This is a genomic window from Pedobacter sp. (genome assembly GCF_045627485.1).
Lineage (GTDB): Bacteria > Bacteroidota > Bacteroidia > Sphingobacteriales > Sphingobacteriaceae > Pedobacter.
Genome location: NZ_JAZQNU010000202.1, coordinates 1 through 12,739, shown reverse-complemented (window position 1 = coordinate 12,739; position 12,739 = coordinate 1). Strand labels below are relative to the sequence as shown.

Genomic DNA, 12,739 nt, shown 5'->3' with positions numbered 1-12,739 from the left:
GTAGCCGTTTTCTTCGGCGTATTGTATAATGTTTCGGTCTGTAGCAGCATTGTTTTTAATCACACAATCAAATTCTGAAACTGGCAGCCCCATGCTTTCATAGGTTTCTGCAACGAAGGCCTGCAGCTTTCTCAGCACTTGTGTAGATTCGCTATGTTCATGCGACTGGTAAACAGCATTGCTCCAGCCTGTTGGCCTTTCGATATTGGTGGAGTGGAAAAATGTTAAGTGTTGCGGATGTTGCGATGCCAACTGTATGGCGAAACGGATGGCTGCCTGCGAATTGCTTGAAAAATCGGTCGTAACGAGTATCTTATTCATTATAGTTAGTTAAATATATAGGGTACAATTGCTTATTTCAAATATGTTTTCTTAAGCAACATAGTTTAATACAGTATTCGTGCCGAAAGTAGAGAGACGCCAACATTGCTAAGGTATCGAACTTTTCGCTTTTGCGCCAATTTTGTTTTTGTACTACACTTGTTTGAACATTATACAACTTTAAATTGTAATATTCTGGCAGATCGCTAATACCTTACAATTACTTCTATGGACATGCAAAACAGTGAAGCAGCAGGACCAAGACCACAATTGAGTTTAAGTGATGCCATCGCCATTATCGTTGGGATCGTTATTGGTGCGGGAATATTCAGAACGCCATCCCTAGTTGCTGCAAATACAAGCAGCGATAGCCTTTTTTTACTCGCCTGGGTACTCGGCGGGGTTGTCTCCATTATTGGCGCGCTCTGTTATGCAGAACTCACCACCACATTTCCTAACGCAGGTGGCGATTATCACTTTTTGAGGAGGGCTTATGGAAAGCGTGCGGCTTTTTTGTTTGCCTGGGCCCGGATGACAGTCATTCAAACCGGGTCTATTGCCTTGCTGGCTTTTATTTTTGGCGATTACTTTTCCCAGCTCTATCGTTTAGGGGAGTATTCATCAGTAATTTATGCAGCGCTGGTGGTTATTGTTTTAACAGGTATCAACGCCGCAGGTATACAATTGGGCACAGGTGTACAGAAATTATTTACCGCGACGGAAGTTTTAGGTGCATTAATTGTCATTACTACCGGTTTGTTTTTTGCACCTTCTTTTACTCCGGAGCCCACTGCAGCTGCATTGCCCCCCAGCACTGGAGATTCTGGTAGTTTTATGGGCTTAGCCATGGTTTTTGTACTACTTACTTTTGGGGGTTGGAATGAAGCCGCTTATATCTCAGCCGAGTTAAAGGATGGCCGGAAACGGATGGTAAAGGCGTTATTAATCAGTCTGGTTATCATTACCCTCATCTACCTGCTCATCAACCTTGCTTTTCTCAGAGCCCTGGGCCACCAGGCAATGGCTAAATCCGATGCCGTAGGTGTAGACCTCCTTAAAATGGTTTGGGGCCCTACAGGCGTTTGGTTGATCGGTATATTGGTAGCTATTTCTGCACTCACCTCTGTTAATGCCACCATTTTTACTGGTGCCAGAACTAATTATGCCCTGGGAAAGGATTTTCCCGTTTTCTCATCCCTGGGCAAATGGAACCGTAAAACCTCCGGGCCATTAAATGCTTTTATCATACAAGGGTTGATTTCTCTCGCCCTTATTAGCCTTGGCTTATTTACACGCAACGGCTTTGAGACCATTATTGATTATACCGCACCTGTCTTCTGGTTTTTCTTTCTCCTGGTTGGCATCTCATTATTTGTTTTACGCAAAAAGGAGCCAGACACTCCGCGGCCGTTTCGTGTGCCTTTGTATCCGGTGTTGCCTATTATTTTTTGCCTCAGTAGTGCGTACTTATTATATTCAAGTCTGGCTTATACCGGTATCGGGGCGCTGGTAGGTGTAGGGGTATTGGCCACCGGGGGAATTATGCTCTTTGTTTTTCGTGTAAAAAATCAACGGGCCAGTGCTAAACAAAGCCATAAAATCGTTGTTGATTAATAGTCAATGATTTTGTAATCAATGAGTTGTAATTAATTAATGTGACCTAAACCTAAATGAAAAATTATGAAACCAGTAAAAACTATTCTTGTCTCTATGTTTTTGGCTGTTGGTGGCCTTGCGCCGGTAGCTGCTCAGGAAGCGCAGCAAACCTCAATGCCGAAACCTAAACTCGATGTTCCTTATGTACCCACACGGCCACCTGTGGTAGAAGCCATGTTAAAATTGGCTAATTTAAAAAAAGGTGACGTGCTGTATGATCTGGGATGCGGCGACGGTCGTATCGTGGTGAAAGCCGCAAAGGATTATGGTGTAACAGGAGTAGGGTTTGACATTGATCCGGAAAGGATTTCCGAAGCCAATGCTAATGCCAAAGAAGCAGGCGTTTCAAACAGGGTGAAATTTGTGAATGCCGATTTATTTGAAACCGATTTGAATAAAGCTACGGTGATTACCATGTATCTTTTGCCTTCGGTAAACATGAAACTACGTCCTAAAATACTTGCCCTTAAACCAGGTACACGTATTGTTTCACATGCTTTTGATATGGGCGACTGGCAACCGGATAAAACGGAGGTAGTTGATGGTGCAACCATTTATTATTGGACCGTACCAGCTAAAAAATCTACAAAAACTGAATAATATAATAATTTCACCGTCATGCTAAAATGCCCCTGGATCATTATTCAGGGGCATTTTTTTTGTAAGGGGTGCCAGACCAGATTTGCTGCAAAATTATTTCAACGTGACGTCTATATAAACAGAATGGCGTCCGTAGGTGTCGTAAAATGGTTTAAAGACCACGTCGTCTACCGTAAATTCTAGTTTTTGCGGGTCACCCTGAATAGATTTACCAATATCTCCAGCATCTAAACTTATTTTACGCCAGTCTTTTCTTGCCTCGGGCTCCTGAGCAGCAAGTAATATTGGTCCATAAAACAGACTGGCTATGTTTTGCTGATCCATCACCGGATCAAGGTGAAACTGGAAAGGCATTTTTATGTCGATCTGGTCACCATCTTTCCACTTGCGGCTTAATTTAAGGTAAGTTCCAGGTGTAACTTTTACCTTTTGGGCTTTTCCATTAATGTTTACAAAAAAGCCTTTGGTCGCCCAACCAGGTACACGCACGTGTATATCAAATTTGCCACTCCCTTTCACGGTTAGCCGGGTATGGTCTTCTTTAGGGAAACTAGTTGTTTGTTCTACAGCTACATTTCGTTCTGTCCATTGCAGGGTAGAAGGCACGTATAGGTTAACATAAAGTGCCTGGTTGTCCTTGCTTTTAAAATAAATCGAATTCTGCAGCTTGGTGCTACTTTCTATGGCAGTGCCGTTACAGCAGGTAAAACCAGTCATATGCGGATTGCCAAATTGTTTAATCGATCCTGGTCTTACAGGAACATGGTAAGTATTGGCAGGACTGTCTTTAGCTACAGATGCCAGAATATGGTTGTACAATCCACGTTCGTAATAGTCCATCAACTCTGCACGCTGGTCAAATAAAAACAAATTACGGGTTAATTTGAGCATGTTATAAGTCGCACAGGTTTCGTTCTGACCGCCAGCAGAAAACCCGTTCTCATATAATGTAGCAGGCTGAGCGATAAAACATTCTGCATTAGCCGGATTACGTGCCCCCGCAACGCCACCCATGCTGTACATGTAATCGTTAACTGTTTTATACCAAAAGTTATCAGCCACATTATAATAGTCCGGATTTTGCGATACCCGGTACATTTCAATACTTCCCACTACCTGGGGGATATGTTGGTTGGCATGTAAGCCCCTGAAGGTATCTACGTTTCTCGCCAATCCATGGGTGTGGTCCGCATCGCCATAAAACATTTCAATGTTATCAAATAACTGTGCAGTTTTAAGGTACTTCTGCTCATTGGTAAGTCGGTAAAGGCGTGCCATAGATTCATTCATGCCTCCAAACTCGCCAGCTATGTAGGTGTTCCACATTTTAATCAATGTTTCCTTCGGCAATTTACTCAGTCGTGCATATACCCAATCGCCCATTCCTTCAGCTACCTGTAGTGCTTTTTTGTTTCCGGTAACTTCATACACATCAATCAGGCCCGCTAATATTTTGTGCAAAGTATAGTATGGCGCCCAGATTTGCGTTTTCTGGCCGCCGTAAGATGCACCATGTTCTAACATGATAAACTGATCTGGCGGATAGGCACTAATAAATCCTTTTCCCCAGTTCCAGTAATCGGTACGGATACCAGCAGTGCTAAGATCAGAATCATAGCCTGATTTGCCTGGGCCATGTGGTACGGCAGATGGGTCGGCTACCACGGCATTGCTACCTTGCTTTGGCGTGCCCGATAGTTTCGATAAGGTGTATAATGTATTAACCATAGCCTCCATTTTTTTAGCAAAATTGGCTTGTAGATCTTTGTCGTATCCTGTGCTGGCATAAGCTTGTGCAATGGCGGTGAGGTAGTGCCCGGTGGCATGGCCTCTCAATTTGGTATCCTCGCTATCCCAAACACCCAGTGGTTTTGAACCCTCGGGTTGTGGCTGTCCAAAGGCATGGCGAAACATGTAGAGAAAAGAGTTGGGGTTAGTGGTAGCTAATGTGGTAATAAACTTATCACGATTTTCCACAAACTTGGTTTTCCTGTTCTCGCCATCGGTTTTTAGCGATACATCGTTTAATTCAAAGGTCTCCAGCTTCAAACCTGGTGCCGTAGATTTGGTATATGCTTTTACCGTAACAATAGCTTTTGGTGACAAATTTGTTCCGGAAACGCGACCAGTAATTTTATATCGTCCCGGCTTTTGCACGGCACTATTGTCTTTATCTGCGGGCCACAATACACGTACTTTAGGGCCAGCCATGTTATTACGGTATGTCCCTTGTGTGTAACTAGGCAAGCGAGGTAAAATTCCCTGCTCCGTTTCCACTTCCACATCAGCTACCTTCAACAGGAAACTGTTGTAAAGCTGTGGGTTGTTTTCAGCAAATTGCGGCAGGTTATCTTCAGTTTTACCCATCTTCGCTGCATCTTCACGCACCACTTTCAATGCGTTAAAATAGACACTGGCCACCTGTTTTCTACTTAGCGGAACCCTATAAATACGGAAATCGTGGACCATGGCGTTAAGGTTGGGATCACCCGGTGCTAGCGATTTACCAATATATAGTGTGGGTTTTTTACCGCCTTGCTGTCCGAATGTTGCAGCCAGATCTGCAGGGATGTTGTTCGTTTCGGCAACCGGTTTACTATCTACATACGTAACCATAGATTTTGATGCCACATCAATGATAATGGCCAGGTGTACCCATTTATTAGTGGGTATTACCTGAGCTACGGCACCCTTGTCCTGTGTTCCCGTTTTGAAAATAGCCACTTGATACCCTTTCTGGTTTTTTGTGCCAGCAGGAGCGGCAAAAAAGTGCTGAATGCCATGCTTTCCAAAATCGAAGAAACGTTGTCCAGGTTGTTCAGAACGAAGGAAAATCCATCCAGATATGCTTAGCGACTCCAGGTCCGTTAACACATCTGCTGGCAGACTTATAAAGGCATTGTTGTCCCCGCTGAGGGATAATACCTGCCCAAAGCGCGGGTCTTTGATGAATTTAGCTTCGGTGCCATGAAATTTTGAATGGAGGTTATTGCGGGACCAATCTTTAAAATCCCCTGCAAATAAGTAACGGGCAACCATTCCTGTTTCACCGATTCCATCTAATATCTGGTCGCCGCTTTGTGCCCGGACGCTAAAGGCACCCTGCCAGAATACGGCAATAAATAGTATCATACGGCAGCAAACATTGTACATTCTCATAGTTTAGTCTTTTTCACTGGTTTATATTGTGGTTTGGCCATGGTCAGCCATGAGTTCTTCAATAGCTATAAAACTAGGAAGAATTGGTGTGTACACGTAGGTCTATATTAGCAAATAATGACTTGATCTTAACTTCATGTAATTTTATTAACAGTTGCATTGCAAGGCTTAATTGCGCCATATTCGATTTGAAAAGGCTAGGTAGAAGTAAAAATCTGGAAGGATTACGAGTCGATTATAGTCAAATAAGCATTGGTGCGGGAATTCTGGCACCGCTGGATCAGGTAATGCTGTCTTAAACAACTTTTCAAATACTCGACCTTAGCTGGGAGCTTGACTATTTAACTAAGACTGCGAAAATGATGACCAAGCTAATGGTTGCCATATTATGCAATTAACTGGGCCTCGCTGATGGGTTATTGGGGTACGATATAGCCAGTTTTTGTGGTACAATGGTAGCGGTGTAAACATTAATTAGATGACTACCCTGAAGGTCAGGTTAATTCTTGGCTTCATGGGTTTAACAGATTTAGCGATTCGGTGCTCCCAATCCTGCTGTAAGTTTCCTTTCATGATCATTAATGATCCGCTTTCAAGTTTAATTGCATATTTGTGGCGATGATATTGTTTGTTCCTAATATCGAAGGAACGTACCTGCCCAAAACTCAAAGAAGCGATTACCGGATGCGTGCCTAGGGCTTTTTCGTTATCGCTGTGCCAGGCCACGGAATCATTTCCATCACGATAGTAATTTAATAACACACTATTAAACGTGATGCCGGCCACCCGTTCTACTTTTTCCTTAAGCATGCGCAGGTCGGCGGTCCAGGGGTGGGGGGAAGCATGGAGCATGGTGGTATAATCATGTATGGAAGGATCGGAATACCAGGCCGTCAGCCTAGGGGTAACCACTTGCTTATCATACATCTGAACGATTTTTTGTGTCCAGGGCGTTACGGCAATCAGCTTTTTCAACAAATAGCTGCTTTGATGTTCATCACAAAAACCTGGGTTGTATTCCAATAATTCAGGCGGTAATCCCGGCGTCTGACCTGCTTCTTTAAAAAAACTAAGTTGTTCCATGATTAAACCAGTAATTTGTATTTAACAGTTGCTTCGAAATCGTTGGACATCTCTGCATCATATACATGGAAAGAGATTTGCCAGTCGTCAGCCACCAAGCTTGGGATGTAAGTTCGGAACACTTTTTCAAAGCGGTCAAAATTTATCCCAGGTTTGCAAATTACCATGTATTTGTCATCTGCCTGGACGATGGCTTTTTGCACTTTATCGGACCAGTGTTTTTCAATTTCCAGTGGCAACCGGTTGAAATGTTGCTGGTCGATCAAAGCGCCGAAAGCCAGGATTAGCTGCTGGTAAAGTTTAGTGTCATCTGCACTGCTCCAGGTGCCGTCGCGCTTAACAATGCTGGCCAGGATTTCCCCTTCATAAACTACTTCCCAGGGGTCTCCGGCGTGGAGTTGGATCAACTGGTAGGCTTTGTTTGCTTCTAAAGGGTTAAAATAGGTTAGCTCAATCATTTAGTTTAACGTTTAGTGCTATGAACAGATGTGATTTTCAGCTCAACAGCTTTTACAAAATTAAGCAAGTTAAGTCCTATAAACCAAATTAAAAACTAATATTATTAGCTTTTAATTTGCAACATGATACTAATTAAATTAGTTAATTTATTATATTTGTTGTACTGAAATGTTAGGGATAATCTTGTGTTATGTACAGAAATATTAATGATTTTATAGCCGACTGGCAGGATGAGACAGCAGCGACAGTTAAAATTCTTCATAGGATTACCGATGATAAACGTGCCACAATTGTGCATCCTCACGTCCGTTCTTTAGAACGCCTGGCCTGGCATATCACTCAAATCACGTCTGGAATAGGATTCCGTGCAGGATTGTTTGCGACCGATCATCTTGAACGTGCAACAATACCTCCATCAATCCATGAACTTACTGCAGTTTATGAAGATTATGCTGCACAGCTTGGTAAAGCAGTGCCTTCTAAATGGACAGATTCTGCTTTATCGGAAAAGGTAGAGATGTATGGAGGGCAAATGGCGAAAGGCCAGGTATTACACGGATTGATTACACATCAATGCCACCACCGTGGGCAAATGACTGTAATCATGCGCATGCTTGATTTGCCGGTTCCGGGAATTTATGGACCGTCAAGAGAGGAGTGGGCCGACATGGGGTTGGAGGCGCCAGAATAAGTGCGGAGTTAATTAAATACGAGTTTAATTTTTAGTAATTGAATTAAGCGTTGCTTCCGCTATCATATTGCAGTTGTTTTCTCCACTTTCAAACTTATGTTGTTACCTGCCACGGCACTTTATTTTCTAATTTCCGAGTGCATTATTTCTCCACCAGTTGTTCCTGACTGTGCACCGAAAAATATTACGAATAGAGAGAAAAATAATATGATTACGGCAACAATATTTGAAAATGTTTTTTGTGTTAAAGTTGCCCATAGTCCGAATATAGAAAAGCCTCCTAATATATAAGATAGAAAGGAAAATACTTCTGCCGATTCCTCATGAATTTCTATATAATTCTCTGTAGTAATGCTTATGTTTTTTAAAACTTCTTCCGCACTTTCACCAGTGGTTACTGCTGCTATTGAAGCTAATCCGCCCAATATAAAAATTATATATGCAGTTCGTTTAACAGCTTCTGATTTTGACAGGAGGCCTATAACCATTACGATTACTCCCACAATTGGGAAAACGATTGATAAATGATTTATCACTAAATGCCAATGTGTTGCGTTCATGATTATGAATTTTAAATTTTTAAACTTTCCTTTTTTAGGCTTCGCCGCTCATAAATCTGAGCCAGAATATTAAGTTCTTCTGTTGGCATTTCTTTAAGTTCCTGATTCTCTTTTGATGTCTGTTTTTTCAGGGTCTGTTTGAGAACTAACAGAAACAAATTCTCCTGTCGCCATAGACAATGCCCCTGCAACAAGTCCGGCTACAGCTGCAAAAACAATTGGTTCTCTTGTCGAACTTGCAGTCGCAACGCCAATGGCAAGACTGTAAATTGAGATTATTCCATCATTTCCACCAAGAACGGCAGCTCTCAACCAGTTGCTTCGATGCATGTAATGATTGTCAAAATAGTTGTCAATTGTTATCATCTTATGGGTAGCATGTTGTTTGTGAAAATACGTCTAACATCCTGTGAACTAATCTAATATACGTAATTAATTGCTACCCATCCTTATGATCGATTTTCACATTACAATCAAAACATAACTTGATAAACTCGTATATAAATGTCTTAAATAATCAAATTCACGATTAACGAAACAAATCTTCTAATGCATTATTATTGAGTATGGAAAGTAAATTTATATTAAAAGTTTTTGAAGAATGTTGATTATACAGAGATTAGCTAACAATACAAACAAGTCGTAAAAGGCTTATGCTCGTTAATTTCTTAAACATATCGACCAGTATTTATCATTAAAACCCGTACTTATAACGCTTATAAAATATAAGCATCGTTACTGTTTTGATCCAGGTCACAGATACATAACTAGGTTGGAGTTGCTACAATTGGTTGGAAGTTGAGGAGGGCAGGTTTAAACAAAGGGATTGAATTTGAGTAAGATGAAAAACGAATGTATGATGTGGCCTTAAGGAGATGGCTGTATTGCTGTCGGAGCAAATGGCTCCATAAAGGCAGCAGCAGGCAAACTGGGGATAGACCTGGCTTGGCAAGACTTTCCAAATGGCTTGAGGCAATAAGACAGTCGGGCTTTAAGTGGATCAAGTCAAAAACTTGTGGAGCAAGCCTTATATTTTTAGCTTTGCTGTTTTAGATTTCTTACTTCATGCAGGACGGTTACCATTCTTTAATAAGCTTATTGCTCCCAGATTTCATTCTTGATTTTTTTGAACTTAAAGAAGTTCGGAAGGAAGAAGATGTATTTCATTTAGACCTTCAGGAAGTCAATACGACGCCGGATGTGCCTGATGGTGAGAAGCTGCTTTCAAAAGGTTTTTTTCCTGCCATTACCGTTCAGGATTTCCCGATTCGTGGGCACAAGGTTTTTCTTCACATCAAACGCAGGCGCTGGCTGAATACCACTACTAACAAGGTTGCTTACCGGGATTGGAATATTGTTGCAGAAGGAACGCGAATAACAGAGGGATTCGCAGCTTTTTTAAAAGAGATCAGTCGATACCAACCCTAACTCAAGCCAGACTGTTGGTGGTTTTTATGGGGTAAAGGGAAAAACCCTGCAGCGTAACTACCGCCAGTCATTAAGTGGGTTCAAGGACTGGAATCAAAGATCTCATGCAAAAAAGTGGCTGCTATACCCTGAGAACTTAGGGGCTCAGCTATCCATTGATGAAACTTCCTTGTCTCAGGGAGAACTTTATACCATACTTACCAATAAGGCTGCCAAGGGCAGAAAGGGCGCTATCGTAGCCATTATTGCCGGCACAAAGGCGGAAACAGTGATAGAAGTACTTCAGAAAATTCCTGAAAGGCTACGCAGGAAAGTCACCGAGATTACCCTGGATATGGCAGGCAATATGGAGCTCATTGCAAAGCGCTGCTTCCGGTCAGCGGTTCGGGTGACCGACAGATTTCATGTTCAGAAACTCGCTACTGAAGCGCTACAGGAAATGCGGATAAAGTATCGCTGGGAAGCTTTAGATGCAGAAAATGAAGCAATAGACCAGGCTAAAAAAGCCAAAACAGCCTTCCGTGCTGAAATACTTTCAAACGGAGATACCGTTAAACAACTCCTGGCCAGAAGCCGTTATGTATTATACAGAAGGCCTGATGCCTGGTCTGAAAGCCAGAAAGAACGTGCGGATCTACTCTTTGAAAAATACCCTAAACTTAAACAAGCTTACAACTTAAGCATCAATCTAAGCAACATCTTTGAGAAAACCACCGACAAGCTTTATGGCTTGGCAAGACTTGCCAAATGGCATGAGGCAGTAAGACAGTCGGGCTTTAAGTCGTTTAACACGATATCAAGATCTATTCAATATCATTATCAAACCATCCTAAACTACTTCGATAAAAGGTCTACAAATGCCTCAGCAGAATCTTTCAATGCAAAAATAAAAGCATTCAGAAGTCAGTTTAGAGGTGTAAGAAGCATTGAGTTTTTCTTGTACCGCCTTACACAACTTTATGCATAAAAATCACCTTGCTCCACAAGTTTTTGACTTGATCCCGTATTTCAATATAGCACGCTGTAACCTAAATAAAGGAAATTTGATAGGTCCATATTAAGAAATGTAAACAGCATTTAGGAACAAAAAATCAATGTAATCAATTAGTAGTAACAAGACTACTTGTATAACCATTACCTAATTAATTTCACACGTGTATAGCTATGTTAATACAAGACACGCGGGGCTATAGATAGAAGGGCTTTAGAAGGGCTTTAGAAGGGCCTTTGAAGGGCCTTTGAACGGCTGTAGCCCTTTTAACACCCTCTTAACGGCGGCTTAACACCTTCTTATCGCTTTTCTATCAATGAATCGCTGTTTACTCCTGCTACAATTGTTTTTTTTTGCTGAAAACCAATAGTTTATAAACGTTGTTTATTTTATTTCAAATTGATGTTGCAGAAGCCAGAAAATAGTCCTAATATTGCAATCCCAAAACGAAGGAAGTTTTAATCATTTAAAATGAACTTCGGATGGGAATAAAGACTCCTAAGTAGCTCAGCTGGTTAGAGCATCTGACTGTTAATCAGAGGGTCACTGGTTCGAGCCCAGTCTTGGGAGCAAAAAGGCAAGCACGTAAAACGGTCGCTTGCCTTTTTTATTTTACCAAAACATTCTTCTTATTTTGCAGAAAAAGGGGATCAAGTCAAAAAGGATCAATGATTCAGCAGAGGCATTTGTGGATCGGCCGTCGAAGTCATTCAGGATGGTTTGATAATGGTATTGAATAGATCTTGCCACCCCTATAAAACCACCAACAGTCTGGCTCGAGTTAAAGTTGGTATCGACTCGACTGATCTCTTTTAAAAAAGCTGCGAATCCTCTGTTATTCGCGTGTCTTCTGCCACAATATTCCAATCCCGGTAAGTAACGTAGTTAGTAGTGGTATTCAGTCAGCGCCTGCGTTTGATGAGAAGAAAAACCTTGTGCCCTCGAATCGGGAAATCCTGAACGGTTCCATTTTATTATGCTTTTCAGTTAATAATTCAGCTTAAAGCAACACTTCCCGGTGATGGTTTGAGTTAAAAGAAATAAAAATATATGGCGTTTTTGTGCATGCTGAGTAGGTTGTTTGTCTCCTGCATGGGGTTGGCTGCAATCAAAACTTAATTCAAATGTTCATTTTTCCTTATAATGATATGATTTGGCTATAAATAAAGTGGTGACATGAATTCATTATGGTGTTTTTCTTGATAATGGAAGGTATTTTTAAAGAGTATTCATAGAATTTTTAGGATCTATTTAAATAATATGCCTCTGCAGTGTAGAAACGAGCAATTATAGAGGACGTTATTAAAATTCATAATAGAATTTAGGTTAATTTACTAATAAAAGTAGGGTGTTTAGGTTTTTTTTAGATGATAATTTAGCTCAATTTTATTTTTTTTAATTTATTTACATTAAAGTTTCTATATTGAGTTAAAATTAACAAAACTACTAATTAACCAGATTTCGATTATGAAAAAACTATTACAAATCTTGTTCGTATTGTTGTGTATTGCCCATGTGGCAGTCGCGCAAGACCGGACAATCACTGGTACAGTTACATCCAGCCCGGATGGTACAACGCTCCCTGGAGCAACAGTGAAAATTAGAGGTTCTCAAACTGGAACCCAAACCTCTGCAACCGGTAAATATTCACTTACTGTGCCTAGCTCAACAACCACATTAGAATTTTCTTTTGTTGGCTATGTTGTACAAACAGTGCCAGTAGGAAGTTCAAACATTATTAATGTAGCATTGGTTTCTGATGGTATGGACCTTACCGAAGTTGTTGTAACA

General features: G+C 41.2%; 11 protein-coding genes, 1 tRNA gene and 1 pseudogene. 7 read left to right on the top strand and 6 right to left on the bottom strand.

What is annotated here, in order from left to right:
• Positions 1 to 321, bottom strand: a 321-nt coding sequence (locus ACR2F3_RS15985; protein WP_432710990.1) for a universal stress protein, incomplete at its 3' end; no start/stop codon positions are given.
• Between the two features lie 228 nt (positions 322 to 549).
• On the opposite strand from ACR2F3_RS15985, the gene ACR2F3_RS15980 reads away from it, so the two are divergent.
• Both ACR2F3_RS15980 and ACR2F3_RS15975 read left to right on the top strand, forming a co-directional pair.
• Positions 550 to 1,935: an APC family permease gene (locus tag ACR2F3_RS15980; protein ID WP_432710989.1), complete on the top strand. Its 1,386-nt coding sequence runs from the start codon at positions 550 to 552 to the stop codon at positions 1,933 to 1,935.
• Positions 1,936 to 2,001: 66 nt separating this feature from the next.
• Entirely contained in the window at positions 2,002 to 2,577 is a 576-nt protein-coding gene (locus ACR2F3_RS15975) for an SAM-dependent methyltransferase (RefSeq protein WP_432710988.1), read from the top strand.
• Between the two features lie 93 nt (positions 2,578 to 2,670).
• Here the strand turns inward: ACR2F3_RS15975 and ACR2F3_RS15970 are convergent, their stop codons facing one another.
• From ACR2F3_RS15970 to ACR2F3_RS15960, 3 genes are all read right to left on the bottom strand, one after another.
• Positions 2,671 to 5,736: a beta-L-arabinofuranosidase domain-containing protein gene (locus ACR2F3_RS15970; protein WP_432710987.1), complete on the bottom strand. Its 3,066-nt coding sequence runs from the start codon at positions 5,734 to 5,736 to the stop codon at positions 2,671 to 2,673.
• A 474-nt stretch (positions 5,737 to 6,210) separates the two neighbouring features.
• Positions 6,211 to 6,819, bottom strand: a complete 609-nt coding sequence (locus ACR2F3_RS15965; protein WP_432710986.1) for an alpha-ketoglutarate-dependent dioxygenase AlkB family protein — start codon at positions 6,817 to 6,819, stop codon at positions 6,211 to 6,213.
• Between the two features lie 2 nt (positions 6,820 to 6,821).
• Positions 6,822 to 7,277 (bottom strand): hypothetical protein, encoded by a 456-nt coding sequence (locus ACR2F3_RS15960; RefSeq protein ID WP_432710985.1) that lies wholly within the window; start codon positions 7,275 to 7,277, stop codon positions 6,822 to 6,824.
• Positions 7,278 to 7,468: 191 nt separating this feature from the next.
• Between ACR2F3_RS15960 and ACR2F3_RS15955 the strand changes: the two genes are divergently transcribed.
• Positions 7,469 to 7,969 (top strand): DinB family protein, encoded by a 501-nt coding sequence (locus tag ACR2F3_RS15955; protein ID WP_432710984.1) that lies wholly within the window; start codon positions 7,469 to 7,471, stop codon positions 7,967 to 7,969.
• Between the two features lie 119 nt (positions 7,970 to 8,088).
• On the opposite strand, the gene ACR2F3_RS15950 is transcribed toward ACR2F3_RS15955, so the two are convergent.
• Positions 8,089 to 8,529, bottom strand: a complete 441-nt coding sequence (locus tag ACR2F3_RS15950; RefSeq protein WP_432710983.1) for a hypothetical protein — start codon at positions 8,527 to 8,529, stop codon at positions 8,089 to 8,091.
• A 93-nt stretch (positions 8,530 to 8,622) separates the two neighbouring features.
• A complete protein-coding gene (locus tag ACR2F3_RS15945) occupies positions 8,623 to 8,859 on the bottom strand; it encodes a VIT1/CCC1 transporter family protein (RefSeq protein ID WP_432710982.1) in 237 nt (78 codons plus the stop codon).
• Between the two features lie 735 nt (positions 8,860 to 9,594).
• On the opposite strand from ACR2F3_RS15945, the gene ACR2F3_RS15940 reads away from it, so the two are divergent.
• The 4 genes and pseudogenes from ACR2F3_RS15940 to ACR2F3_RS15925 all read left to right on the top strand — a co-directional run.
• Positions 9,595 to 9,957, top strand: a complete 363-nt coding sequence (locus ACR2F3_RS15940; RefSeq protein ID WP_432710981.1) for an ISAon1 family transposase N-terminal region protein — start codon at positions 9,595 to 9,597, stop codon at positions 9,955 to 9,957.
• Positions 9,958 to 10,000: 43 nt separating this feature from the next.
• A pseudogene (locus ACR2F3_RS15935) lies at positions 10,001 to 10,924 on the top strand (ISAon1 family transposase); the annotation flags it as partial.
• A gap of 520 nt (positions 10,925 to 11,444) precedes the next feature.
• Positions 11,445 to 11,518: transfer RNA gene (locus ACR2F3_RS15930), tRNA-Asn, on the top strand.
• An 897-nt stretch (positions 11,519 to 12,415) separates the two neighbouring features.
• The coding region (locus tag ACR2F3_RS15925; protein ID WP_432710980.1) for a carboxypeptidase-like regulatory domain-containing protein at positions 12,416 to 12,739 on the top strand (324 nt) is incomplete at its 3' end.